General features: G+C 68.5%; 23 protein-coding genes and 1 tRNA gene. 15 read left to right on the forward strand and 9 right to left on the reverse strand.

Annotated elements, in window-relative coordinates; all coding sequences use genetic code 11:
* The first annotated feature begins 115 nt into the window (after nt 1-115).
* The 8 genes from H295_RS0106420 (at nt 116) to H295_RS0106450 (ending at nt 7,553) form a co-directional block, all read left to right on the forward strand.
* Nucleotides 116-823, forward strand: coding sequence for a DNA cytosine methyltransferase (locus H295_RS0106420; RefSeq protein ID WP_028809112.1), 708 nt, complete (start codon nt 116-118; stop codon nt 821-823).
* Entirely contained in the window at nt 820-1,710 is an 891-nt protein-coding gene (locus H295_RS0106425) for a bifunctional DNA primase/polymerase (RefSeq protein WP_020134514.1), read from the forward strand. The genes H295_RS0106420 and H295_RS0106425 overlap by 4 nt, the downstream gene beginning before the upstream one ends.
* Complete coding sequence (locus H295_RS47825) at nt 1,707-2,063, forward strand: hypothetical protein (protein WP_234021569.1); 357 nt, start codon at nt 1,707-1,709, stop codon at nt 2,061-2,063. The genes H295_RS0106425 and H295_RS47825 overlap by 4 nt, the downstream gene beginning before the upstream one ends.
* Nucleotides 2,060-3,226: a DUF3631 domain-containing protein gene (locus tag H295_RS0106430; protein ID WP_028809113.1), complete on the forward strand. Its 1,167-nt coding sequence runs from the start codon at nt 2,060-2,062 to the stop codon at nt 3,224-3,226. The genes H295_RS47825 and H295_RS0106430 overlap by 4 nt, the downstream gene beginning before the upstream one ends.
* Nucleotides 3,227-3,417: 191 nt before the next feature.
* On the forward strand, nt 3,418-3,738 hold the full coding sequence (locus tag H295_RS0106435) for a helix-turn-helix domain-containing protein (RefSeq protein ID WP_020134516.1): 321 nt from the start codon (nt 3,418-3,420) through the stop codon (nt 3,736-3,738).
* Between the two features lie 70 nt (nt 3,739-3,808).
* Entirely contained in the window at nt 3,809-5,323 is a 1,515-nt protein-coding gene (locus H295_RS0106440; protein ID WP_020134517.1) for a LacI family DNA-binding transcriptional regulator, read from the forward strand.
* A gap of 154 nt (nt 5,324-5,477) precedes the next feature.
* A complete protein-coding gene (locus H295_RS0106445) occupies nt 5,478-6,695 on the forward strand; it encodes a DNA cytosine methyltransferase (protein WP_234021570.1) in 1,218 nt (405 codons plus the stop codon).
* A 24-nt stretch (nt 6,696-6,719) separates the two neighbouring features.
* Complete coding sequence (locus H295_RS0106450) at nt 6,720-7,553, forward strand: hypothetical protein (protein ID WP_020134521.1); 834 nt, start codon at nt 6,720-6,722, stop codon at nt 7,551-7,553.
* Nucleotides 7,554-7,677: 124 nt separating this feature from the next.
* Here H295_RS0106450 and H295_RS0106455 read toward each other — a convergent pair whose 3' ends face one another.
* The 4 genes from H295_RS0106455 to H295_RS0106470 all read right to left on the reverse strand — a co-directional run bounded on the left by H295_RS0106455 (nt 7,678) and on the right by H295_RS0106470 (nt 11,504).
* Nucleotides 7,678-8,904: a DNA sulfur modification protein DndB gene (locus H295_RS0106455; protein WP_020134522.1), complete on the reverse strand. Its 1,227-nt coding sequence runs from the start codon at nt 8,902-8,904 to the stop codon at nt 7,678-7,680.
* 669 nt (nt 8,905-9,573) lie between these two features.
* A tRNA-Pro gene (locus H295_RS0106460) sits at nt 9,574-9,647 on the reverse strand.
* 34 nt (nt 9,648-9,681) lie between these two features.
* Nucleotides 9,682-10,467 carry a Pr6Pr family membrane protein gene (locus H295_RS0106465; RefSeq protein WP_020134523.1) on the reverse strand — a complete coding sequence of 262 codons (786 nt, stop codon included), beginning with the start codon at nt 10,465-10,467 and terminating at the stop codon, nt 9,682-9,684.
* Between the two features lie 113 nt (nt 10,468-10,580).
* The gene (locus H295_RS0106470; protein WP_028809115.1) at nt 10,581-11,504 is read right to left on the reverse strand and encodes a metallophosphoesterase; all 924 of its coding nucleotides are present in this window, start codon (nt 11,502-11,504) and stop codon (nt 10,581-10,583) included.
* A 123-nt stretch (nt 11,505-11,627) separates the two neighbouring features.
* Between H295_RS0106470 and H295_RS0106475 the strand changes: the two genes are divergently transcribed.
* Nucleotides 11,628-12,092, forward strand: coding sequence for a GatB/YqeY domain-containing protein (locus H295_RS0106475; RefSeq protein ID WP_020134525.1), 465 nt, complete (start codon nt 11,628-11,630; stop codon nt 12,090-12,092).
* A gap of 220 nt (nt 12,093-12,312) precedes the next feature.
* On the opposite strand, the gene H295_RS0106480 is transcribed toward H295_RS0106475, so the two are convergent.
* On the reverse strand, nt 12,313-14,586 hold the full coding sequence (locus H295_RS0106480; RefSeq protein ID WP_020134526.1) for a transglycosylase domain-containing protein: 2,274 nt from the start codon (nt 14,584-14,586) through the stop codon (nt 12,313-12,315).
* Nucleotides 14,587-15,094: 508 nt separating this feature from the next.
* On the opposite strand from H295_RS0106480, the gene wblA reads away from it, so the two are divergent.
* Nucleotides 15,095-15,433, forward strand: a complete 339-nt coding sequence (gene wblA, locus H295_RS0106485; RefSeq protein WP_020134527.1) for a transcriptional regulator WblA — start codon at nt 15,095-15,097, stop codon at nt 15,431-15,433.
* Nucleotides 15,434-15,664: 231 nt separating this feature from the next.
* Here wblA and H295_RS0106490 read toward each other — a convergent pair whose 3' ends face one another.
* The gene (locus H295_RS0106490; protein WP_020134528.1) at nt 15,665-17,020 is read right to left on the reverse strand and encodes an ArsA family ATPase; all 1,356 of its coding nucleotides are present in this window, start codon (nt 17,018-17,020) and stop codon (nt 15,665-15,667) included.
* A complete protein-coding gene (locus H295_RS0106495; RefSeq protein ID WP_020134529.1) occupies nt 17,017-17,994 on the reverse strand; it encodes an ArsA-related P-loop ATPase in 978 nt (325 codons plus the stop codon). The genes H295_RS0106490 and H295_RS0106495 overlap by 4 nt, the downstream gene beginning before the upstream one ends.
* Nucleotides 17,995-18,112: 118 nt before the next feature.
* Between H295_RS0106495 and H295_RS46565 the strand changes: the two genes are divergently transcribed.
* The 4 genes from H295_RS46565 (at nt 18,113) to H295_RS0106515 (ending at nt 20,721) form a co-directional block, all read left to right on the forward strand.
* Complete coding sequence (locus H295_RS46565; RefSeq protein ID WP_075033571.1) at nt 18,113-18,274, forward strand: DUF4177 domain-containing protein; 162 nt, start codon at nt 18,113-18,115, stop codon at nt 18,272-18,274.
* A complete protein-coding gene (locus H295_RS0106505; protein ID WP_020134531.1) occupies nt 18,271-18,750 on the forward strand; it encodes a RidA family protein in 480 nt (159 codons plus the stop codon). The genes H295_RS46565 and H295_RS0106505 overlap by 4 nt, the downstream gene beginning before the upstream one ends.
* A gap of 274 nt (nt 18,751-19,024) precedes the next feature.
* A complete protein-coding gene (locus tag H295_RS0106510; RefSeq protein WP_028809116.1) occupies nt 19,025-19,894 on the forward strand; it encodes an NUDIX hydrolase in 870 nt (289 codons plus the stop codon).
* A complete protein-coding gene (locus H295_RS0106515) occupies nt 19,891-20,721 on the forward strand; it encodes an MBL fold metallo-hydrolase (protein ID WP_020134533.1) in 831 nt (276 codons plus the stop codon). Before H295_RS0106510 ends, H295_RS0106515 begins: the two co-directional genes overlap by 4 nt.
* A gap of 39 nt (nt 20,722-20,760) precedes the next feature.
* Here the strand turns inward: H295_RS0106515 and H295_RS0106520 are convergent, their stop codons facing one another.
* Both H295_RS0106520 and H295_RS0106525 read right to left on the reverse strand, forming a co-directional pair.
* Nucleotides 20,761-21,588, reverse strand: coding sequence for a nucleotidyltransferase domain-containing protein (locus H295_RS0106520; protein ID WP_020134534.1), 828 nt, complete (start codon nt 21,586-21,588; stop codon nt 20,761-20,763).
* Between the two features lie 282 nt (nt 21,589-21,870).
* Nucleotides 21,871-22,545, reverse strand: a complete 675-nt coding sequence (locus H295_RS0106525) for a Crp/Fnr family transcriptional regulator (protein WP_015658871.1) — start codon at nt 22,543-22,545, stop codon at nt 21,871-21,873.
* A gap of 336 nt (nt 22,546-22,881) precedes the next feature.
* Between H295_RS0106525 and nth the strand changes: the two genes are divergently transcribed.
* Nucleotides 22,882-23,865, forward strand: a complete 984-nt coding sequence (nth, locus tag H295_RS0106530; protein ID WP_020134535.1) for an endonuclease III — start codon at nt 22,882-22,884, stop codon at nt 23,863-23,865.
* Nucleotides 23,866-24,000 lie beyond the last annotated feature (135 nt).

A 24,000-nucleotide genomic window follows, 5' to 3' on the forward strand; every position in this document is an offset into this window, starting at 1 on the left:
TCACCACAAGCCTGCGCCCGCCCCGGTTCTCCTGTCCCTCCAACAGAACAAGGAGACCTCCAGCATGACCGAACGTCGTGCATTCGGCGAGGGCCATCCGGCCCATGCCACCCCGATGGGGCGCGGCCGACTCCGGCCGCGCCTGCTGGATCTGTTCTCGTGCGCCGGCGGCGCCGCCATGGGCTACGCCCGTGCCGGATTTGTCGTGGACGGTGTCGACATCGCCGACCGGCCGAACTACCCCTTCCCACACCACCGGGGCGACGCGCTCGAGCGGCTCGCCGCGCTCATCCTCTCCGGGGACATCGAGCGGTACACGATCGTGCACGCCTCCCCTCCGTGCCAGGACAAGTGCGCCTTGACCGTGGGCACCAATCGGTCCCAGGGGTGGGGCGGAATCCACGAAGACCTCGTAGCGCCCACCCGAGACCTGCTCGACAAAACCGGTCTGCCGTACGTCATCGAGCAGCCCAATGGCCGCGCTGGGATCCGCAAAGACCTCACGCTGTGCGGCGAGATGTTCGGGCTCGGGGTGATCCGGCACCGTAACTTCGAGTTGGGCGGCTGGACAATCGAGCAGCCGGCGCACGTCCCGCACCGCGGGCGGGTGCGCGGGTACCGGCACGGCCGCTTCTACGACGGCCCGTATGTGGCTGCGTACGGCAACGGCGGGGGCAAGCCGTCCATCCCGGAGCTTCAGGCCGCGATGGGCATCACGTGGACCGACGTACGCGAGGAACTCACCGAAGCCATCCCGCCCGCCTACGCGGAGTGGATTGGCCGCGCGTTCCTCGCGACCCGCGCCCTAGGGGTGGCCGCATGAACCGCCACCTCCTGTACGCCGCGCTGGACGCTGCGGAGCGAGGATGGGCTGTCCTCCCGCTGCGCCCCGGTGACAAGCGTCCGGCCCTGCATGGTGAGGATGTCTGCCCCGGCATCGGGGACTGCGCCGGCGGTCACCGCAAATGGGAAGAGCGCGCCACCATCGACCTGGACCGCATCCGCCGCGCGTGGGGCGACCTGCCGTTCAACGTCGGTATCGCGACAGGCCCGTCCGGGCTGGTCGTTGTCGACCTCGACATGCCCAAGCGGAAGAGCAGTACGGACACGCCTAACGGCGTGACGACCTTCACGGCGCTCTGCGAGCGCGCCGGGCAGGCCGTGCCCACCACCCGCACAGTGCGGACCGCGAGCGGCGGGGTCCACCTGTACTTCACCGCCCCGCCTGGTGTCCGGCTCGGCAACACGGCCGGACGGCTCGGCAAGCGCATCGACACCCGCGCGTGGGGTGGCTACGTCGTCGCCCCTGGCAGCATCACCCCCACGGGCGCCTACGCGGTCGTCAACGACATGCCGCCCGCACCACTGCCGGAATGGCTGTACACCCGCCTGACGGTTCGTCAGACTTCGCGGGCACTAACGGCTGCACCGTCGTCCGTACGGGCGTCCAGCTACGCCGCAGCGGGCTTGAACGCGGAAACGGCGTCCGTAAGGCAGGCCCCGGAGGGCGAGCGCAACGCCACGTTGCTGCGGGCGGCGCGAGCCCTGGGGCGGTTCATCGCGTGGGGCGACCTCCCCAGGGAGCAGGTCGAGGAGGCTCTTCAGTGGGCGGGGGAGCAGGCCGGCCTGTCACCGCGGTCGTGTGAAGCGACCATTCGCAGCGGTCTGAACTGGTCGATTGCCCGCAACGGTCAGGGGAGGGCGGCATGAGCACCCGGCCCCGCCATGCACTGAAGAGCCTTCCCACCGCCCCGACCGGTCCGGGCGCCGCCGCACAAGCCGCGCTCGGTCCGGCCGTGGGCGAGCCGAAGGGCGCCGCCCGCAAGGGCGTCCCTTCTGCTCTTCGTCCTGACCCGCACCGGGGCGACGGCCGGTACCCGATTGCGTGGCTGTGCATCTGCGCACCGCGCGGTGCCGTGCCTACGGCCACCTCGAAGTGCCAGTGCGGCAGGGACCGCAGCGCCGTTGGCCACACGAAGGTGCTCGCCCTGATCGAAGACCACACCACCCACCGCGACGCATGCCCGCTCCGCACCAACCAGGAAGGGAGGCAGGCGGCATGAGTACCAACCCGCCGGCACCCGCTTTGGACGGCTCCGCACTGCTCGATGAGGTGGAAGCCTTCCACCGCCGTTTCAACATCTTTCCCTTCGAAGCCGCGTACGTCGCCGTGACGCTGTGGGACGCACACGCGCACCTGCTCGACTGCTTCGACTCCACACCGCGGCTCGCGTTCCTTTCCCCGGAGCCGGGTTCGGGTAAATCCCGCGCGCTGGAGATCGTGGAAACCCTCGTGCCGCAACCGATGGTCGCGGTCAACGCCTCCGCCTCCGCGCTCTTCCGCGCGGTGTCCGGGATGGAGGGACGACCCACGATCCTGTTCGACGAGATCGACACCGTCTTCGGCCCCAAGGCCGGAGAGAACGAGCAGCTCCGAGGCTTCCTGAACGCCGGTCATCGCCGTTCCGGCGTCATGTGGCGCTGCGTGGGCGACGGCTCCAATCAGCAGGTACAGGAGTTCCCGTCGTTCTGCGGGGTCGCAGTCGCCGGTCTGGGTTCGCTGCCGGACACGATTCTGACCCGCTCGGTCATCGTCCGCATGCGCCGACGTGCACCGAACGAGCGGGTTGAGCCGTTCCGGCAGCGCATCCACGAGAAGGAGGGACACGAGCTGCGTGACCGGCTCGCCGCCTGGGCACAGTCCGTGCGCCACTTGGTCGACGGAGTGTTTCCGGCACTGCCGGAGGGCATCAGCGACCGGCCCGCGGACGTGTGGGAACCCCTGCTTGCCATCGCGGACGCCGCCGGTGGCGCGTGGCCGGAGCGGGCCCGCACCGCGTGCATCGAGCTGGTGAACGCGGCCAAGACCAGCGACAAGGGAAGCATCGGCATCCGCCTGCTCACCGACCTGCGCGACTACGTGTTCAACGGCATCGACCGCCTGCCCACTGTCGCCGTCCTCGACAGGCTGCACAGCCTCGAGGAGGCGCCGTGGGCGGACATGAGCGGCAAGCCGCTCGATGCCCGCGGGCTGTCGCGGATGCTGCGGGAGTACATGACCGCGGACAACACACCCATCGCGGCCCGCAACATCAAGGCAGGCGGGAGCGTCATGAAGGGCTACTACGCGAGCGATCTGCACGACGCTTGGCAGCGCTACTGCCCACCCCCCGCGGAGAGTGCGCTACTTCCGCTACCTCCGCTACCGGGCAGGTCAGAGCTCTGACAGCGGTAGCGGATGTGCGTTCCGCATCCGCTACCGCAACCCCCCATCCGCTACCCGCCCCGCGGCCACGAACCCAGGGCAGGTAGCGGCTCCATCCGCTACCGCTACCTCTATCCGCTACTTGCATCAGGCCCCTGACCAGGGCGGTAGCGGAGGTAGCGGAAGTAGCGGACCTGAGAGGAAGAGGAGCCATGAACTCGGGTGAGACGAACTCCGCCCTTCCCAAGTCGTACTCGGTTGCGGAGGTAGCCGAGGCGCTCGACTGCTCCGAGTGGTGGGTGAAGGAGCAGGCACGGCGGCGCCGTATCCCGTTCCTCCGGAGCGGGAGCGGCTACCGCTTCACACGGAGCCACGTAGAGGAGATCTTCCAGATTCTCGAGGAACGTCCCGGCCCGGTGAACATGCCGGAGACCAGCGCCGCTTCGACCCGCCGGCGCACGTTCGTCCCCTTCGACGTACCCGCGGTACAGCTCAAGGCGCGGCGCCCGCGGCGCGCTCGGAATGCAGTCTGACAGCAGGAAAACCATGGCGGGCGAGAGTCGAACACCGGCTCTCGCCCGCCTCTTTGTGATGAGAGGGAGCATGGGGTTCGTCGAGAACCGAGGCACGTACTGGCGTGGCCGCTACAAGATCTCGCCGGGCAAGTACGGCACTGTGGCTGACGAGAACGGCAACGTCATCCGCTTCCGTACGAAGCGCGAAGCCAAGAAAGCCGCTGATGCCGAAGAGGCCAAGGTGGAGAGTGGCACTTGGAAGAACCCGGCGGCCGGACAGATCACCTTCGGCGAGTACGCCTCACGGTGGTATGCCGCGCAGGACCTAGCCGCATCCACGATGCAGAATTACCGCCGTCACCTGGAAGAGCACCTGCTTCCAGAGTTCGAGGATCACCCGCTTGCGTCGATCCAGCGCGCGGACGTCGATGTCTGGGAGAAGAAGGAGAAGGCGCTCTACGCCGTATCGAGCGTGAAGACGTGGAGAGGCACGCTCCACCTGGTCCTCGAAGACGCGGTGGACGAGGAACTCATCAGTTCCAACCCCGCCACCAAGCGACGCGGCAGAGGCAAGCGCGCAGGTCGTTCGCGTGACCGAGGGCCGGAGAAGGTCGTCACGGATCCACTCGGCATCCTTCTGTGTGCCGAGCGCGCGTCACTCCTCTCTGGACGCGATGACGAGTTCGTAGCTCTCGTCACCAAGGGCTACACCGGGATGCGGTGGGCAGAAATCGTGGGCTGGGAGACCGAGTTCATCCGTCCGCAAGCCGTGCGCGTGGAATGGCAGCTCTACGAACTCGACTCGGGACAGTTTGAGCGCTGTCCGCCCAAGGACGACAGCTATCGCACCATTGACGCCCCACCGTGGCTCACCCGCCTCTGGGCCGGTCACATAGCCCGTACGCAACCGATTCCGTGCGCTTGCCACGGCAAGACCTACATGTTCCGCGGACAGGGCGTGTCCCGTACAGGGGAGACCGGAGCGAAGGTGGTGGACGTGGCGAGACGTGCCAGCGTTTCCACGGGCACGGTGTCCAACGTCCTCAACCGGCCGGACATCGTGGCCGAAGCCACCAGGGCTCGGGTGCGCGAGGCCATCGACGCTCTCGGGTTCACCCGCGGCGGGGGTGCCGTCAACCAGGCTGCGCACTGGCGGAGGAACGGATTCGCCACGTGGCTCTTCACACCGGCCACCTCCGGCTGGTACCCGAAGAAGGCGCCGCAGGAAGCGCGGCCTGTACCCGTGCTTGCCCACCCCTGGCCCGGCGTGCCGACGCGGGGGAGAGGTGCCCAAGAGCGGGCGGATGCCTGCTGGGTGTCGATCGCGAAGGGGCTTACGCCCCATGGACTGCGTCACACGCACAAGACGCGGATGGAGTGGTTCCGCACCCCGCCGAAGCTCATGGATGAGCGCATGGGACACATCGACGGCTCGGTCCAGGCGCGCTACACGCACATCACTCAAGAGATGCGCAAGGAGCTGTTGGCGAACCTCACCGCGGATTGGGAAGCCTCTCTCGACTCCCGGCTTGATATGTGGCCTACGTCACCGGTTGCGGCGCTCAACAATCTCTTGAAGGAGAGGCTGAGCGTGCGTCGGTAGGCGACACCTGGGGCTTCTCAGGGGCTGCGCATCCAATCGCGTAGCCCCTAAATGCCGAGCCGCACAACGTGGCCCATTCAAGACAGCACCCTCCTGGCAGGCAGTCCCGAACCTTTCGGCCTGCGGTGTCAGACCTCTATGACAGGATTCCGACGTGAGCAATGAGGTAGACGTGAGCCAGTCATCCCTACGAGTCGCGGGTCTCTTCGCCGGTGTCGGCGGGCTTGAGCTCGGTCTCAAGAGGGCTGGACTCGAGACCGTCCTGCTCTGCGAGGTGTGGGCTCCCGCTCAGGCAGTTCTCGCCAAGCAGTTCCCGAGTGTCCCTCTTGAGGAAGACGTACAACACCTCAAAGCCCTGCCCAGTGACGTTGACGTCGTCACCGCGGGCTTCCCGTGCCAGGACCTATCACAGGCCGGCCGCACTGCTGGTATCGCAGGAGAGCAGTCTGGCCTCGTCTCACATGTCTTCCGTCTCCTTGAACAGCACCACCCGACGTGGCTCGTGCTGGAGAACGTGCGGAACATGCTGGTGCTCGATAAGGGCAAGGCGATGCTCCACCTCGTGCAAGAACTGGAAGCCCTCGGCTACGCATGGGCATACCGCCTCGTGGACTCTCGTTTTACGGGAGTACCCCAGCGTCGTCAGCGTGTCCTGTTCGTGGCCAGTCGTACCGAAGATCCTCGTAACGTGCTGCTGGCTGACGACGCCGGTGAGCCGGACGGGCAAGGTTGGGCGAACGACGCTCATGGCTTCTACTGGACAGAGGGCTTGCGCGGCTTGGGCTGGGCTCAAGACGCGGTGCCCACGGTCAAGGGAGGGTCAGCTCTAAGCATCCCCTCTCCGCCAGCTATTTGGATTCCCAGCAACCCAGCGGGTCATCGGATCGTGACACCGTCGATCACCGATGCCGAGCAGCTTCAGGGCTTCGACAGGGATTGGACCTTGACCGAAGCCACGGCCGACAAGAAGAGCGGCCGGGACCGCTGGAAATTGGTCGGCAACGCGGTCACGGTTGGCGTTTCGGAGTGGCTCGGTAAACGACTCCTGACCCCGGGGCAGTACGACGAGTCCGAAGCCGACCTCATGGCGGACGGCGCTCGCTGGCCCACCGCAGCATGGGGTGGCGGTGGAAAGAGATGGCGTTCGTACGTCTCCATGTGGCCGGAGCACCGCGATTACGTCCACCTCATGGACCTTGTCGACCGGGGCGGACTGACGGCGCTCAGCTACCGTGCAGCCGCGGGGTTCTACTCGCGCACCCAGAAGGCCAAGCTCAAGTTCAACGAAGACTTCATCCTCCACATGAAGGAGCACGTTGAGCTGATGGACCCTGCGGGAAAGCCTCCGGTTGCTGTCGGTGTAGGCCGATAGGGTTACCCCTGAGAGGGGTGAGTCTTGGAAGCCGTAGACATTCTCACTAAGAGCCTGAGCAAGGCCGTGCCCATTAAGGGCAACATGCTTCAGTACCACGGTCGCAGTGACCGGCACGGTCAGCTCATCTGCTGGGGGATCTTGTTCGACCTGATGCTGACGAGCGATCTGCTGCGCTCACATGTCGAGTTGGGCAAGGTGGTCTTCGGCATCAACCACACCTTGAGGAGCTTCTCCCCTGAGAAGAAGAAGCGTCTTGACCTCGTGCTCTGCCGCCCGAAGGCTGGTGCGCCTGCTCCGAAGCGGCCTCAAACTCTGCAGACGCTCGTGACGAAGCACGGCATCGAGCTCACAGCCAAGCAGCAAGGGCTTCTGGATGATCTTCCCGAGATAAAGGAAGGGCCGGTTGGCAGCGTGCTCGTGGCGCTGGAGGCGAAGGCGTGCATGACCGAGCACATCAAGGCGCTGCCGCGGCTCTACGACGAGCTCAACTCAAGCCATCAGATCGTGCACGGGCACTCAAGTCAGGCACTCTCTATCGGCTTCTTCATGGTGAATGCGGCTGAGGAGTTCTACAGCCCGACCAACACGGCCAATCCGGGCCCGAACAAGCACAACCAGCCTCACGCATTGAAACGAGCTGTTGCCCAGGTCACCGACCTTCCGAGGCGCAGTCACCACAGCTCGCAGGGCTTTGATGGCTTGGGCATCGTCGTTGTGGACATGAACAACGACGGCACTAGTCCGTGCGCATTGGTCACCACGCCGCCGGCTCCGGCGGAAGACGACGTGCTCCACTACGACTCGATGGTGCAGCGCATGGCGCACGAGTACGACACGCGGTTCTCGATGATCTGAGCTCGCGCTCCTTTCCGTGATCCTCCCAGGCGGGGGCGCCGGGGAAGTACCGTGCGAAGATGGCGATGCCCCCTCCCCGGCGCAAACGGGGAGGGGGCACCTGTCTATCGGCCAGGTGCAATACCTACACGGTGGTCTGGTTGGGCACGAGGCCACGGACCTGCTGGCCAGCGACAGAGGTCGGGTCGCTGAGCGCGTCGTACACCTTGTGTCCCGAGTCGCGGGCGCCGCCGGCCCAGGAGACAACGCCCTTGCTGTTGACCTTGGCAGCGATGCCGCCCCAGTAGGCCGCCTCACGCTTCCACTGCACGTTCTTCAGCAGGCCATCGACCGTCTGCCCGGCGGGGAACGGTTCCTTGGTCCATGAGGTCTCACGGTGCATGACCGCCCCAAGCCCGGCCAGTACGGCGGGCGCGACGATGGCGGTCTTGGTGTTGAACAGGTCGGCGTTGGCACGCATGAACTCGGCCAGGAGTTCGACCGTCTCCCGCTTCACCGTCTGGGGGTCAGGCTCCCCGGGGATGTCCGTGGGCTCCACGTCGCCGGACGCCGCGTGGATGCCCGTCTTGCCGAGGATGGTCGTCACGACCAGAGTTCGCAGGCCGGAGAGCGTAAACCACTCGGGGGCGCTGGGGCTGACCTGACGCTTGCCCGTGAGGATGAGCTTTGAGAGGGGGGTCTCCACGCCATCCAGGGTGACGGTGGTGGAGTCGACGAGCGTCTGCGTGACGGAGGTGCCGAAGTCGCGCATGTCCATGGACATGGCGAGCGACTTGTCCACGGGGGCGCCCTTGAGGTTGCGGTCGTGGAAAATCTGCCGGGCCGCCAAGGGGCTGATGCCGTGATAGACCTCGAAGGCGATCACAGCACCGTCGAAATCGAAGTCAAGAAGGTCGAACGCGCCGGGGTTCTTTTTGATGCGGTGCATGGCGGTGATCTGAGTCTCGCCGTCGATGGTGATCAGGCCATCTCGGATGGGGAAAAAGGCGCTGCCGTCCTCCTGGATGTCCAGCGGCCGAGGGCACCAGAGGGTGATCGGGGGGATCGACCAGGAGTGGCCGAGGTCGCCCCTGAGACCAGCGGCGATGTAGTCGGCGTAGCTGCCGATGTTCTTGGCCTTGGGGCTCGCGGCGGTACCGATCATCCGCTGAACCATGGCCCGGAGCTTGGCGTATTCGTCGGGTTCGTGGCCCGCCTTGGCGTCCTTGGCCGCGTCCTGCTCCACCTTCACCGGGTCATTGACCATGTACAGCAGGTTCTCGATGTCAAGCGTCCCGATGGCGAGTGTCTCGCGCACCACGGTGAGCTTGAGAGGGAAGCCCGTGGTGACGGGCTTCAGGGTGCTGGGCATGAAGGTCCTTCCCTTTGGGCGCCGGATACGCCGCAATGAGCCGTTACCGTAGACGACGGAGCGTCAACTTTCAACCGCGGTTGGAGTTTTGGTGGTCCCTCACTCGCCGCAGATGCGTTTAAACGAGTTGCGGAGAGAGGTAGAGGTTCTGATGGCATCTGCGGCGGAGTTCGTGGTGCGATGTCCTCGACCGCGGAATCTTGTAGTCCGCCTCCATGGGGCAGTTGCATCTGTGCGCGTGCTGCGAGTAACCGGCTGCGGACACCGTTCAGTGGACTTGGCCGCCTGTGGGGCACTCACTCGTGGAGGGCTCGGGTATGCCTTCGGGCCGAGGTTTCGCCGATCGCGGCGCGCTCAGGTGAAGGGAGCGGCGTGAGCGCGCGTCTCCCCTTCGTCGCCTGCAAGTCATCCGGTGAGGCTTGATTGAAGGCGTGCTCACCGACGTCTGCTCCGGAGGGCCGGCGTTGATGGCGTTCGGATCGCTGTGTGTCCAGCGGCATGACTGCCGCGCTAGCGACAAGGTGAGGGGGCTACTTACGCTGGAGTGAGCGAGGCCCTCTGGGAGCAGAAATCCGAAATTTTCTCCCAGATTTCTCCCAAGGGTCCCTGGAGACCACTCAGGGGCCTGATCCGCGATGCGGATCAGGCCCCTGACCTGGTGTTTCACTGTCGGGGTGGCGGGATTTGAACCCACGACCTCTTCGTCCCGAACGAAGCGCGCTGCCAAGCTGCGCTACACCCCGATCGTCGCTGCTTGTCGCGGCGACGTCGTTTACTTTAGCCCACCGGTGGCTGGAGACGAAATCCGGTTTTGGCGCGGTGGCGGATGGGGTTCGGGCGGGCGTGGTCGAGGGCGACCAGGAGGATCGCGAGGGCGTAGAAGGAGAGTCCGAGGAGGAGGGCGTTGCCCAGGACGCTCTTGTAGCCGTGAAGGTCTACGTCGAGGAAGGGGTAGAGGTAGCGGCCCCGTGTGCCCGGGGGGATCAGCTCGCCTCGGGTGAAAGTGAGGAGCAGGTAGGCCAGGGGGTAGAGGAGCCAGGTCGCCGCCTGGCGCAGGTGCAGGCGGCCCGGTGCCGTCAGGAACAGCCAGTCCGCTGCCGCCGCTGCCGGGATCGCCGTGTGCAGCAGGTGCGTGGTCACGGCGTGCCAGCCCGTCGGGTTCGCCGCCGCGCCCGTCAGGGCGAACGGGCTCGACGTGTTCGTCAGGAGCAGGTGGTACACGCCCGCCGTGATCGCGGCGTAGAGGAGTGTCGCGCCTGTCAGGGCCGAGGGAAGGGGGCGGCGGGCCTTCCATGCCCTGCGGGCCGAGAGCAGGAAGACGCCGGCCAGCAGGACCGCGCTCTGCACCGCGAAGTAGCTCAGGGCGCGGACCGGGCTGCTCAGCAGTATCTCCACGGTCACGGTCGCCAGGGCGGCCAGAGCCACCAGTACGCGGTACACGGCGGCCACGGGATGGCGTACGGGAGTCACCACCGCTGTCGCGGGGACGGCGGACGGGAGGAAAGCGGGCACACCCTGGAGGGCGGGGAGGTCCGGGATGTCCCTGGGTATCGGCGCGGTCATGCCCTCACGCTAGACAGAGAGGGCAAAAGGGGCGATACGGGCGGGCCGTGCGGGTTAATCCGCCGACCGATCCCACCTCGGGTACGCCTGGGCGGCCCGCGCCGGCCTCGGCCTCAGCGTCCCACCAGCGTCAGCAACGTCACCTCCGGCGGGCATGCGAACCGTACCGGTGTGTAGCGGCTCGCCCCGCAGCCCGCCGAGACGTGCAGGTACGACGTCCTGCCCTCCGCCGTGTGCCGGGACAGGCCCTTCACCCGGTCGGTGTCCAGGTCGCAGTTCGTCACGAACGCGCCGTAGAAGGGGAGGCAGACCTGGCCGCCGTGGGTGTGGCCGGCCAGGATCAGGGGGTAGGCGTCGGCCGCGAACGCGTCCAGGACGCGCAGGTACGGGGCGTGTACGACGCCCATGGAGAAGTCCGCCGCGCTGGACGGGCCGCCGGCCACCTCCGCGTAGCGGTCCCGCTTGATGTGCGGGTCGTCCAGGCCCGTCAGCTCCACCGACACGCCCTCGATCTTCAGCATGCCCCGCGTGTTGGTGAGGTTCTGCCAGCCCGCAGCGTCGAAGCCGTCCCGCAGGTCCTCCCACGGGTTGTGGACGACGCCCACGGCGGGCGGGTTGCCGTTGAGGCCGTGGCGGCCCTGGGCCTTCTCGAACAGGTAGCGGACGGGGTTGCGGAACTTGGGGCCGTAGTAGTCGTTCGAGCCGAAGACGTACGCCCCGGGGAACTCCATCAGCGGGCCCAGCGCGTCCAGGACCTCCGGGACGCCCTCCGGGTCCGACAGGTTGTCGCCCGTGTTGATCACGAAGTCCGGGCGCAGACCCGCCAGCGAGCGCAGCCAGCGCTGCTTCTTGCGCTGGCCGCCGACCATGTGGATGTCGGAGACCTGAAGCACCCTGATCGGGCGCATGCCGGACGGCAGGACGGGGACCGTCACCCGTCGCAGGCGGAAGGAGCGGGCTTCGAAACCCGCGGAGTAGGCCAGTCCGGCGGCGCCAACCGCCGCGATTCCCAAGGGGACTCCGTATCGCGCGCGCATGCCTCCATCGTGTCAGATCGCGGAGGCGTCCTTGACCGGCCGCCGTCCGCACGGTAAGCAGGCCGCCGCCCGCGCGGTAAATACGCGGGCGCCCGTCGCCGCACACCTGCGACAATCGACCCCATGACCACGCTCAAGTCGAAGCTCCAGGAAGACCTCAACGCCGCGATCAAGGGGCGTGACGAGCTGCGCTCCTCGACGCTCCGGATGACGCTCGCCGCGATCACCAACGAGGAGGTCGCGGGCAAGGAGAAGCGCGAGCTCTCCGACGACGAGGTCCTCAAGGTGATCACCAAGGAGGCGAAGAAGCGCCGCGAGGCCGCGGACGCCTTCGCCAAGGGTGGCCGCGCCGAGTCCGCCGAGCGGGAGAAGGCGGAGGGCGTGGTGCTTGCCGAGTACCTGCCCAAGCAGCTCGGCGACGACGAGCTGAACGCCATCGTCGCCCAGGCCGTCGAAGAGGCGAAGGCCGCGGGTGCCGAGGGGCCGCGGGCGATGGGTGCCGTCATGAAGATCGTGAACCCGAAGGTCGCGGGCCTCGCGGAGGGCGGCCGCGTCGCCGCCGCGGTCAAGAAACTCCTCGCGGGCTGATCGCGCCGACGCCCACCTGCCCGAGCGACGACGCCGGCCCGAGCGCAGACGCCGCTCCGAGCGACGACATCGGCCCAAGCGTCGACGCCGGGCTCTGGGTGGGTGCGGCGCCGGGTGGGTGATCGTGGGTGCTGGGTGGCGGAAGGGCCCCTTGGCTGTCGTAGAACATCTTCTTCTACGGCGGCCGAGGGGCCCTTTTCATGGGGGTGGCCCGGTGGGGTCAGCCGCGGCCGCCTCCGTTGCCGTTTCCGTTCCCGTTCTGGCCCTGGATGAAGCCCTCGGGGATCGAGAAGGTCGGGTTCGGGAAGGTGGTGTTGCCGTCGCCGCCGTTGTTGCCGCCGTTGTCGTTGCCGCCGTTGTCGTTCCCGCGGGTGTCGCCGTTGCCCCCGTCGTCGCCCTTCCCCGGCTTTTCCTTCTTGGGCATGTCCGGGATGTAGACGGTCTTGAACTGCGGGGCGTCCATGCCCTCCAGCGCGCCGGTCATCATGTCGCGCCAGATCGGGCCGGGGACCTGGCCACCGAAGACCTTCTCGTTCCAGACGCCGCCGATGCTGATGTTCTTCATCTGACGCTTGTGCGCCGGGTCGCCGACCCAGACCGCGCCGGCCATGTTCGGCGTGTAGCCCACGAACCAGGCCGCGTAGCGCTCGTCGGTCGTACCCGTCTTGCCCGCGCTGTCACGGCTGGGGCCGAGGCCCGCCTGCGAGCCGGTGCCGTCCTCGACCACGCCCTTGAGGAGCGTGTTGATGGTGTCCGCGGTGTTCTCCGACATCGCCCGCGAGCAGGTCGACTTCGGGACCTCGAGGGACTTCGACTTCTCGCCGACCCGCTGGGTGATCGACTCGATGGCGACCGGGGTGCAGTACATGCCGCGCGAGGCGAAGGTCGCGTACGCGTTCGCCATCGTGAGAGGGGACACCTCCTGGGTGCCCAGGGCGATTGACGGCCGCTGCTGGATCTTGCCGCCGTCCGCGCGTTCGACGCCCATCTTCGCGGCCATCTCCGTCACCGGGCAGACGCCGATGTCGCTGATCAGCTGCACGTAGTACGTGTTGACCGACTTCGCGGTCGCCGTCTTCATGTCGTACGGGCCGACCTCGGACTCGTTCTCGTTGGTGAGCGAGACGCCCTTCTCGTTCCAGACCTTGTTGTCACAAAGCTGGACCGGGCTCGGGTAGTCCATCTTGTACGGCGAAGGGTAGATCTGTGTCGCCGGCTTGCCGCCCTCTATGGCGGCCGCCGCCACGATCGGCTTGAACGTCGAACCGGGCTGGTAGCCGGCGCCGCCGCCCATGTCCGAGTTGACCGAGAGGTTGAGCGTCGTCTCGTTCTTCTTGGTGTCGATGCCGTACGGCCGCGACTGGCCCATCGCCAGGATCCTGCCGGTGCCGGGCTGGACGATGGTCGCGGCGGTGGCCACCTGGTCCTTCTGGTAGACGTGGTCCTTGATGGACCTCTGGACCGACTTCTGGGCCTGCGGGTCCATCGTGGTGCGGATCGTCAGACCGCCCTGGTTCCAGACCTTGGCCCGGTCCTCCTTGCTCTTGCCGAAGACCGGGTCGGTCAGGAAGACCTCACGGACGTAGTCGCAGAAGAACCCGGCGCCCTTGACCGCGGTGATGCAGCCGTTCTTCGGCTTGCTGACCTTGAGGCCCAGAGGCTGCTTCGCGGCCTTGTCGGCCTCCGCCTGTGAGACGTCGCCCACCTCGGCCATGCGCTGGAGGACGGTGTTGCGCCGCTTGGTCGCCTCGGCCTCGTCGTTGACGGGGTCGTAGCGGCTGGGGGACTGGACGATGCCGGCGAGCAGCGCCGACTGCTCCAGGTCGAGGTCCTTGGCGTGCCGGGAGAAGTAGCGCTGCGAGGCCGCCTCGATGCCGTACGCCTGCTGGCCGAAGAACGTGATGTTCAGGTAGTTCTCGAGGATCTTCTTCTTGCCGAGTTCCTCTTCGAGCTGGATCGCGTACTTCAGCTCGCGGATCTTGCGGCCGATGGTCTGCTGGGTGGCCTGGGCGACCTTCGTCGGGTCGTCACCGGCCTCCTCGATCGCGACGTTCTTCACCAGCTGCTGGGTGAGTGTGGAGGCGCCCTGGGCGACCCCGCCGCTCTGGGCGTTCTTGTTGAGGGCGCGCAGCACGCCCTTCAGGTCGACCGCGCCGTGCTGGTAGAAGCGCGAGTCCTCGATCGCGACGATCGCCTTCTGCATGTACGGCGAGATGTCCTTGAGCTCGACCACCGTGCGGTCACGTGAGTAGACCGTGGCGATGGTGCCGCCCTTGGCGTCGAGGATCGTGGTGCGCTGGCTCAGCGGCGGGGTCCTCAGGTTGGCGGGGAGCTCGTCGAAACTCTCCACCGACCCCTTGGCCGCGAGCCCCAGCGCACCGGCCGCGGGCAGCGCGATACCGGCCATCACCGCCCCCGCGAGGACACTGACACCGAGGAACTTGGCGGCCTGCTGCGTGGACGACAGACCGCCGCCCGAGCGCTTCTTCGACATAGAGGGCAGCCTAATCCGTACTCATGAGCGTTCAGAGGGAGCCCATGTCACGGCATGGCGACGGAAGAGGGCACGACCGCGTCGGAGCGGGCATGGCGAGGGCAGCGCCCTACCTTCTCATTCGCCGGACACGCGCACAGGCCTTGGCCTAAGCTGCTCTCAACTGTCACAGCAGTAGGGCCACGTATCAATACGTCCGGCGACCCCGAATCGTTCCGGTCGTTCCCCGACTTTTTTGGTGGGGGCGTGTCCGAATCCGCCTCGTGTGCCATCAGGTGCCCGTTGTGACGCAAGACAAGTGTCCTGGTTTGCCGGGATAGTCATGTATGTCGCAGCCTCACTCCCCCGGGTGATCTGCCGCTTACGCATAGTCCGTTCGGGCCATTCAAGATTGGGCCCGAAGGGGGTGTTGCGCTGTGCCTGCCTTCCGTAACGTCCTCAACTGGCGGCGGTGAATATGCCGCTGCCGCCGTGGGGGAGCCTCGATTCGGGAGAGGACGGCGCCGGTATGGGCTGGGTAGTCGACTGGAGTGCGCAGGCGGCCTGCCGCACTACCGATCCGGACGAACTGTTCGTTCAGGGAGCAGCGCAGAACAGGGCGAAGGCAGTGTGCACCGGATGTCCGGTACGCACGGAGTGCCTCGCCGACGCGCTGGACAACCGCGTCGAGTTCGGCGTGTGGGGAGGCATGACAGAGCGCGAGCGCCGCGCCCTGCTGCGGCGGCGGCCGACGGTCACGTCGTGGCGCAGGCTGCTGGAGACGGCGCGCGTCGAGTACGAGCGAGGGGTCGGCATCCTGCCCCTCGATGACGACGAGATCTACGAGAACTATGCGGCGGTCAGCTGAGGGTTGCCGGCCGCGGGGCGTTCAGGGGTGACGGTTGCCGGCCGCTGAGCGTCCACGGCTGAGGGCTGTTGGACGCGAGGCGTTCGCGGCTGAGGTCTGTGGGCAGGGCTGAGGGCTCGCTTCTCGGTTCGCCGTGCTCTCGGTTCGCTGTGGTCTCGGTTGCCTGTGCGCTGGGTCGCCGTGCTCTCGGTTCGCTGTGCGCGGGGTCGCCGCGGTGCGGCGGGGGTCGGTTCAGCCCGCGTCGGTGCCGGGTTCGGGCAGCTCCGGCCGTCCGGCCGCGAGTCGGTTTCCGATGTCCCGCAGCCCCGCGAGGTCATGCACATCGCCGGGCAGCGCGGCCACTTCGGCCACCGCCACCTCGGGGTGGCGTGCGGTGAAGCGGTCCCGTGTGCGCTGTTCGCGGGAGAGCAACTGCATACGATCGGCGTGCAGCCTCAACAGGCCTGCGGTGAGCAGGTCGGCGGTGCGCTCCGGGTCGACGGGGGAGTCCGGCTCGGAAGCGCGCGACGAAGCGGGCGAAGAATCGGGAGAATCTGAACTGCCGTACGTGTCGGGAGAGTTACGAAGTCCAGCTTTCCCGCCCTCCTGATCGACAATGCGGGGCTCTTCAAGATTTTCGAGGGTCTCGGCGGCGGCGAGTGCCCGTTCGGCCGAGAGGCGGTCGGCGTCGCTGCCGTGGACCCGGTTGAGCACCAGGCCGGCGAGCGGCATGTTCTCCGCGGCCAGCCGCTCCACGAAGTACGCGGCCTCGCGCAGCGCGTCCCGCTCCGGGGCCGCCACCACCAGGAACGCCGTCCCGGGCGCCTGGAGCAGCTTGTACGTCGCGTCCGCGCGTGTGCGGAAGCCGCCGAAGGTGGTGTCCATCGCGGCCACGAACGTCTGGACGTCCTTGAGGAGCTGGCCGCCCAGGAGCTTGCCGAGGGTGCCGGTCATCATCGACATCCCGACGTTCAGGAACTTCATCCCCGCCCGTCCGCCGAGCTTGGCCGGAGCGGTCAGCAGCCGGATGAGCCGGCCGTCGAGGAACGACCCCAGCCGCTTCGGGGCGTCCAGGAAGTCGAGCGCCGAACGCGACGGGGGAGTGTCGACGACGATCAGGTCCCACTCGTCCCGGGCCCGCAGCTGCCCGAGCTTCTCCATCGCCATGTACTCCTGCGTGCCCGCGAAGCCCGCCGAGAGCGACTGGTAGAAGGGGTTGTTCAGGATGGCGGCCGCCCGCTCGCCGTCCGCGTGCGCCTCGACGATCTCGTCGAAGGTGCGCTTCATGTCCAGCATCATCGCGTGCAGTTCGCCCTCGCCGTCGACGTCCTTCACCCGGCGCGGGGTGTTGTCGAGGGAGTCGATGCCCATGGACTGGGCGAGGCGGCGGGCCGGGTCGATGGTGAGGACCACGACCTTGCGGCCCCGCTCCGCGGCGCGCAGACCGAGCGCGGCGGCGGTCGTCGTCTTGCCGACACCGCCCGAGCCGCAGCACACCACGATGCGGGTCTTCGGGTCGTCGATCAACGGGTCCAGGTCGAGCCTCGGGGCCGGGGAGAGACGGTGGGCGGGGGAGAGACGGTGGTGCCGGTCCTGGTCCGGACTCATGAGATCTCCTGCTTCCGCAGCTCGGTGGCCAGTTCGTACAGACCCGCCAGGTCCATGCCCTCGGTCAGCAGAGGCAGTTCGTGCAGGGGGAGACCCAAGTCGCCCAGAACCGAGCGCTGTTCGTGCTCCAGCTCGTACCGGACGGCGTACTCCTCAGCCTGCCGGACCAGCGGGTCGACCAGCTTCTCGGCGTTGCCCCCGCGACGGGCGCCACCGAGTCCGGCCGAGGACAGCGCCTTCGCCACGGCCGAACGGGGTGTGGTCCGTACGAGTTCCAGGTCCTCCCCGTCCAACACCTCCGGGCGAACCATGTTCACGATGATCCGGCCCACGGGCAGGCGGGCGGCCCTGAGTTCGGCGATGCCGTCCGCGGTCTCCTGGACCGGCATCTCCTCCAGGAGGGTCACCAGGTGGACGGCCGTCTCCTTGGACTTCAGCACCCGCATCACGGCCTGTGCCTGATTGTGTATGGGGCCGATCTTGGCGAGCCCGGCGACCTCGTCGTTGACGTTCAGGAAGCGGGTGACACGGCCGGTGGGGGGTGCGTCCATCACGACGTAGTCGTAGGCGAAGCGGCCCGACTTGTCCTTGCGGCGGACCGCCTCGCAGGCCTTGCCCGTCAGCAGGACGTCCCTGAGGCCGGGCGCGATGGTGGTGGCGAAGTCGATCGCGCCGAGCTTCTTGAGGGCTCTGCCGGCGCCGCCCAGCTTGTAGAACATCTGGAGGTAGTCCAGAAGGGCCAGTTCGGGGTCGATGGCCAGTGCGTACACCTCCCCGCCCCCGGGAGCGACGGCGATCTTCCGCTCCTCATAAGGCAGCGCCTCCGTTTCGAAGAGCTGCGCGATTCCCTGGCGGCCCTCTACCTCGACGAGAAGCGTCCGCTTCCCCTCGGTGGCGAGGGCCAGCGCGAGGGCTGCGGCGACCGTGGTCTTTCCGGTCCCGCCCTTGCCGCTGACGACCTGGAGCCTGCTCACGTATTCGAGCGTAACCAGTCGGGGGCGAACCTAAGCAGGAGGCTGTGGATAACGCGGGTGGGGGCTGTGGGGGGCGAGGGCTGAAAGCAGGGGGTGAGCAGGGGCTAGAGTCGGCCGCATGACCAAGTGGGAATACGCAACTGTGCCGCTGCTCGTCCACGCCACGAAGCAGATCCTGGACACCTGGGGCGAGGACGGGTGGGAGCTCGTCCAGGTCGTGCCCGGGCCGAACAACCCCGAGCAGCTGGTGGCGTACCTGAAGCGGGAGAAGTCCGCGTGAGCGGGGGCGGGACCGTTGAGGCGCGGCTCGCGGAGCTGGGGCTGACGCTGCCGGAGGTCGTGCCGCCGCTGGCCGCGTATCAGCCGGCCGTGCGGTCGGGGGTGTACGTGTACACCGCGGGACAGCTGCCGATGGTCGACGGGAAGCTTCCGGTCACCGGGAAGGTGGGGGCGGAGGTCACGGCCGAGGAGGCGAAGGCGCTGGCGCGGACGTGTGCGCTGAACGCGTTGGCGGCGGTGAAGTCGGTGACGGGTGATCTTGATCTCGTTGCGCGGGTGGTGAAGGTCGTGGGGTTCGTGGCTTCGGCGTCGGACTTCACGGGGCAGCCCGGGGTGATCAACGGGGCGAGTGAGCTGCTGGGCGAGGTGCTCGGCGAGAAGGGGGTGCATGCGCGGAGTGCGGTGGGGGTTGCCGTGCTGCCGTTGGATGCGCCGGTTGAGGTTGAGGTGCAGGTGGAGTTGGTTTCGGGGGCGTGACGGGTGCGGCTGGGTGGGGGCGGGCGTTTTTGCGCAGTTCCCCGCGCCCCTGAGATGCCTGCGGCGGCCCGCGCGGCTTCGGTGGGGGCGTGCGTAGCGTGTGCGGTTCGGTGGGTGGGTCGGTTCCGGGGTGGCGCAGGTGGACTGCAACTCCTCAGGGGCGCGGGGAACTGCGCGACCAGCCCCCACCGGGCCGCACCCGCCAGACAACCGCACCCGGCACCCCATTAGCCGCCCCCTCGAACATCCGCCCGTCAAGAGTTAGCCTCCGGCCATGGCAAACGGGCAGTGGTACCCAGCGGATTGGCCGGACCGTATCCGTGCGCTCGCGGACGGTGACCTCGTGCCGGTCGAGCCGCGGCGGGCCGCGACCGTGATGCTGTTTAAGGACACGGCGACCGGGACCGTCGTGCACATGTTGCGCAGGCGGGCCTCGATGGCCTTCGCGGGCGGTGCGTACGCCTATCCCGGCGGTGGCGTCGACCCCCGGGACGACGAGCACCAGATCCACTGGGCGGGGCCCACGCGCGCGTGGTGGGCGGCGCGGCTCGGGGTCGACGAGACGGCGGCCCAGGCGATCGTCTGCGCGGCCGTGCGGGAGACGTACGAGGAGGCGGGGGTGCTGCTGGCCGGGCCGACGCCAGAGTCGGTGGTGGGGGACACCACGGGGGCGGACTGGGAGGCCGACCGGGCCGCCCTGGTCGCCCGGGAGCTGTCCTTCGCCGGGTTCCTGGAGCGGCGCGGGCTCGTGCTGCGGTCGGATCTGCTCGGGGTCTGGACGCGCTGGATCACTCCCGAGTTCGAGTCGCGCCGCTACGACACCTGGTTCTTCGTGGCTGCCCTCCCGGAGGGGCAGCGCACGCGCAACGCCTCCACGGAGGCCGACCGCACGGTGTGGATCCGGCCCCAGGACGCGGCCGAGGGCTACGACAAGGGCGAGCTGCTGATGATGCCGCCCACCATCGCCACGCTGCGTCAGATCGCCGGGTACGGCAGCGCCGCCGACGCCCTCGCGGCGGCACCCGGGCGTGACCTGACCCCCGTGCTCGCGCAGGCCCGGCTCGTGGACGGGCAGATCGTGCTCTCCTGGCCGGGGCACGACGAGTTCACCAAGCACATCCCGACCGGGGGAGCCTCCCGATGACCGACGCCGCAGCACTTCCGGGCCGGCCGCGGGGCGGGGTTCTCTCGGGTCCTGCCACCGCACGGGCCGTGAACGTCCTCGCGCCCAACGCCTCCGCGATGACCCTGGACGGGACCAACACCTGGATCCTGTCGGAACCGGACTCGGACCTGGCGGTCGTGGTCGACCCCGGTCCGCTCGACGAGGGTCATCTGCGGGCCGTCGTCGACACCGCAGGGGCCGCCGGAAAGCGTGTCGCCCTCACCCTGCTCACGCACGGCCACCCGGACCACGCGGAGGGCGCCGTCCGCTTCGCCGAGCTGACCGGCACCAAGGTGCGGGCCCTCGACCCCGCGCTGCGGCTGGGGGACGAGGGGCTCGGTGCCGGGGACGTGGTGCGGGTCGGCGGGCTGGAGCTCCGGGTCGTGCCCACGCCCGGGCACACCGCGGACTCGCTGTGCTTCCATCTCCCCGCCGATCAGGCCGTCCTGACCGGCGACACCGTCCTGGGGCGCGGTACGACCGTCGTGGCCCACCCCGACGGCCGCCTGGGCGACTATCTGGACTCCCTGCGCCGTCTGAGGTCCCTGACGGTCGACGACGGCGTCCACACCGTCCTGCCGGGCCACGGGCCCGTCCTGGAGGACGCCCAGGGTGCCGTCGAGTTCTATCTCGCCCACCGCGCCCACCGGCTCGCCCAGGTCGAGACGGCCGTGGAGGACGGACACCGGGCGCCCGGGGCCGTCGTAGAACATGTGTACGCGGATGTGGACCAGTCGCTGTGGCCGGCCGCCGAGCTGTCGGTACGGGCACAACTGGAGTACCTGGAGGAGCACGGGCTCATCTAGGGCCCGTCCGAAGGACCACAGGGTCCGCGGCTGTGGGGATCAGGGTCTCGGTGTCTTCGTGCCGTGCACGCGCGTGTACTCGTCCGCCAGCCACGGGCCCAGATCGTCGACGTACGTCCGCAGTACGGTCGTGTCGGCGGTCGGGGTGCGGCCCAGGACGGCCGCCCGGCGGGCCTGGTCGGCGCGCTCCGGGTAGTACGCGGAGAAGACCTCGGCCATTTCGGCCAGGTCGCTCGTCCAGCCGTTCCAGCGCGGCATGACCAGGGTGAACGCGGTGCGGACCAGGTGGCGGGACATGAAGCGGACCAGTCGGCGCCGGGTCTCGTCGGAGTCCGCCGCCTCGATCCGCTCGCGCCAGCGCGGGAGCAGGAGGGCGAGGTCGCCGTTCGTCTCGCGGGCCAGGAGGGAGTCGGGGCGGTAGCGCGGGAGGTACTCCGCCAGGTCGTCGCCGAGCAGCGGGGTGCACAGACAGGCCACGAACCAGCCCAGGTCGTGCCGCTCCGGCTCGCTCAGCAGCTGCGTCCGGCTGTACAGGAGCGTCCCTGTGCCGTCGATCTGCGGGAACTCCTCGTCCAGTGCCTCCCCGAACCTCCGTACGTCCTCCCGGTCCGCTTCGGTCGGCTCCTCGTTCAGGGCGAGCAGCAGGTCGAGGTCGCTGCGGCCCACGCGCGCGGTGCCGCGCGGGATCGAGCCGTAGAGGTAGGCGCTGTGCAGCCTCGCCCCGAACAGGCCGAGCACGCGGTCGCGCGCGGCCGCGACGACCGGGCGGAACGGGTGCGGGAGGCGTCCCAGGGATCCCTCGCGCTCGATGTAGCCCTCGGCGTCGAGTCCCTTGGCGGCGACAGCGGGAACGGTTTCGGCGGCCATGGGGCCACTGTGCCCGGGTGCGGGCCCTGGGACAGCTCATTTACGGCCCTGGGCGGGCCGTGTGGGGCCGAACGGGCCCGGAGGGGGAGGTCCGTCGTCTGTGGTGGCCCGCGTGCGGCTGGGCAGGGGCTGCTGGAGCTGCTGGAGCTGCGGGACCTGCGTGGACTCCGTGGGCGAGCACCGGAATGACCTGGCGTCATGCCCGGGTCGTGCCCGCGCGGGGCAGCGCGAAGGGCCCCGCTGTGCGGCGGGGCCCTTTCGAAGTCGTACGGCTGTCCGCGCTCAGCGCGAGCGCTTGGCGAGCCTCTCGACGTCCAGGAGGATCACCGCGCGGGCCTCCAGGCGCAGCCAACCGCGCTGGGCGAAGTCCGCGAGGGCCTTGTTGACCGTCTCACGGGACGCGCCGACCAGCTGGGCCAGCTCCTCCTGGGTGAGGTCGTGGACGACGTGGATGCCCTCCTCGGACTGCACGCCGAAGCGGCGGGAGAGGTCGAGCAGGGCGCGCGCGACCCGGCCGGGGACGTCCGAGAAGACCAGGTCGGACATCGCGTCGTTGGTGCGGCGCAGGCGGCGGGCGACGGCGCGCAGCAGTGCGGTGGCCACCTCGGGGCGGGCGTTCAGCCAGGGCTGGAGGTCGCCGTGGCCGAGGCCCAGCAGCTTGACCTCGGTCAGCGCGGTGGCGGTCGCCGTGCGCGGGCCCGGGTCGAACAGGGACAGTTCGCCGATGAGCTCGCCGGGGCCGACCACGGCGAGCATGTTCTCGCGGCCGTCAGGGGAGGTGCGGTGGAGCTTGACCTTGCCCTCGGTGACGACGTAGAGCCGGTCGCCCGGGTCGCCCTCGTGGAACAGCGAGTCGCCGCGCGCGAGGGTCACCTCACTCATGGAGGCGCGGAGCTCCGCGGACTGCTCGTCGTCGAGTGCCGCGAAGAGCGGGTTGCGCCGGAGGACGTCGTCCACGAGTTCTCTCCTTGTCGACCTGCTCAGGGGATCTTGTTCCCCCTTGGTACCAGGGGAACCCGGTGCCCATTTTGCCGGACGGTCCAAACAGTGTGATCTGTCACAAGGATGCCGCACACATGTCCCGGGGTAAGCGGCAGGGGTCCAATTGGGGGCCGGTCCCCGGGGTCCGGGGCGGATGTCAGTGCCGGGCCCTAGGCTGGCCGGGTGTCCAAAACGCCGGTGAGAGCACAGGCCGAGGGGGCTGGGCAGGTGGTTGCACGTCGGGATTCCGCTGTGGGCGAACAGGACGCCGGAGGTGGAAAGAAAACGGCAAAAGCGGCAGGGAAGGCTCCGGTGAACCCGGTGAAGAAGAGCGCTTCGGCGAAGAAGGCTGCCCCGGCCAAGGAGGCTGCCGGGAGCAAGAAGACTGCCGGGAGCAAGAAGGCCGCTGCGGTCAGGAAGGCCGCTCCGGTCAAGGAGGCGACCGTGGCTCCCAAGAAGGCGGCTGCCGCGGTGAAGAAGGCGTCGGCTGCCAAGACGGTCGCGCCGAAGCCGCCGCGGAACGAGTCGCACACCGCCCTCGTGCGCCGCGCCCGGCGTATCAACCGCGAGCTCGCCGAGGTGTTCCCGTACGCCCACCCCGAGTTGGACTTCGAGAACCCCTTCCAGCTGATCGTGGCCACCGTGCTGTCCGCGCAGACCACCGACCTGAGGGTCAATCAGACGACTCCCTCGCTCTTCGCGAAGTACCCCACCCCCGAGGACCTGGCCGCGGCAAACCCCGAGGAGGTCGAGGAGATCCTGCGGCCGACCGGGTTCTTCCGGGCCAAGACCAAGTCGGTGATAGGGCTGTCGAGGGCCCTTGTGGAGAACCACGGGGGTGAGGTGCCGGGGCGGCTCGAAGACCTCGTCAAGCTGCCCGGCGTGGGCCGCAAGACCGCCTTCGTGGTGCTGGGCAACGCGTTCGGGCGGCCCGGCATCACCGTGGACACGCACTTCCAGCGGCTGGTCAGGCGGTGGCAGTGGACCGAGGAGAGCGACCCCGACAAGATCGAGGCCGCCGTCGCCGCGCTCTTCCCGAAGAGTGACTGGACCGACCTCTCGCACCATGTCATCTGGCACGGCCGCCGTATCTGCCATGCCCGCAAGCCCGCCTGCGGCGCCTGCCCCATCGCGCCCCTCTGCCCGGCCTACGGCGAGGGCGAGACGGACCCGGAGAAGGCGGCCAAGCTCCTCAAGTACGAGAAGGGCGGCTTCCCGGGGCAGCGCCTGAACCCACCGCAGGCCTACCTGGACGCCGGTGGCAAGGCCGCGCCGCCGTTGGGGGCCGCCGGGTGAGGGTGAGGGCGTGGACCGGGTTGTCGGCGGAGCAAGGAGCCGGGGCGCGGTGTGCGCGGTGGCCGGTGCGGTCCGGTCGGCGGGGCGGGGTTCGCGGGGCGCACTCACCGGCCCCGGAGCGCTCACCGCGGCGGA

The sequence above is a fragment of the Streptomyces sp. 351MFTsu5.1 genome, assembly GCF_000383655.1.
Taxonomy (GTDB): domain Bacteria; phylum Actinomycetota; class Actinomycetes; order Streptomycetales; family Streptomycetaceae; genus Streptomyces; species Streptomyces griseorubiginosus.

Bases quoted from the DNA above. Each gene is read 5' to 3' on its own strand.
- H295_RS0106430 (WP_028809113.1), top strand. From the start codon at position 2,060: ATGAGTACCAACCCGCCGGCACCCGCTTTGGACGGCTCCGCACTGCTC.
- H295_RS0106520 (WP_020134534.1), bottom strand. From the start codon at position 21,588: ATGGCCGCCGAAACCGTTCCCGCTGTCGCCGCCAAGGGACTCGACGCC.
- H295_RS46565 (WP_075033571.1), top strand. From the start codon at position 18,113: ATGACCAAGTGGGAATACGCAACTGTGCCGCTGCTCGTCCACGCCACG.
- H295_RS0106490 (WP_020134528.1), bottom strand. From the start codon at position 17,020: ATGAGTCCGGACCAGGACCGGCACCACCGTCTCTCCCCCGCCCACCGT.
- H295_RS0106475 (WP_020134525.1), top strand. From the start codon at position 11,628: ATGACCACGCTCAAGTCGAAGCTCCAGGAAGACCTCAACGCCGCGATC.
- H295_RS0106480 (WP_020134526.1), bottom strand. From the start codon at position 14,586: ATGTCGAAGAAGCGCTCGGGCGGCGGTCTGTCGTCCACGCAGCAGGCC.
- H295_RS0106510 (WP_028809116.1), top strand. From the start codon at position 19,025: ATGGCAAACGGGCAGTGGTACCCAGCGGATTGGCCGGACCGTATCCGT.
- H295_RS0106455 (WP_020134522.1), bottom strand. From the start codon at position 8,904: ATGCCCAGCACCCTGAAGCCCGTCACCACGGGCTTCCCTCTCAAGCTC.
- H295_RS47825 (WP_234021569.1), top strand. From the start codon at position 1,707: ATGAGCACCCGGCCCCGCCATGCACTGAAGAGCCTTCCCACCGCCCCG.
- H295_RS0106465 (WP_020134523.1), bottom strand. From the start codon at position 10,467: ATGACCGCGCCGATACCCAGGGACATCCCGGACCTCCCCGCCCTCCAG.
- H295_RS0106515 (WP_020134533.1), top strand. From the start codon at position 19,891: ATGACCGACGCCGCAGCACTTCCGGGCCGGCCGCGGGGCGGGGTTCTC.
- H295_RS0106470 (WP_028809115.1), bottom strand. From the start codon at position 11,504: ATGCGCGCGCGATACGGAGTCCCCTTGGGAATCGCGGCGGTTGGCGCC.
- wblA (WP_020134527.1), top strand. From the start codon at position 15,095: ATGGGCTGGGTAGTCGACTGGAGTGCGCAGGCGGCCTGCCGCACTACC.
- H295_RS0106425 (WP_020134514.1), top strand. From the start codon at position 820: ATGAACCGCCACCTCCTGTACGCCGCGCTGGACGCTGCGGAGCGAGGA.
- H295_RS0106435 (WP_020134516.1), top strand. From the start codon at position 3,418: ATGAACTCGGGTGAGACGAACTCCGCCCTTCCCAAGTCGTACTCGGTT.
- H295_RS0106420 (WP_028809112.1), top strand. From the start codon at position 116: ATGGGGCGCGGCCGACTCCGGCCGCGCCTGCTGGATCTGTTCTCGTGC.
- H295_RS0106440 (WP_020134517.1), top strand. From the start codon at position 3,809: ATGGGGTTCGTCGAGAACCGAGGCACGTACTGGCGTGGCCGCTACAAG.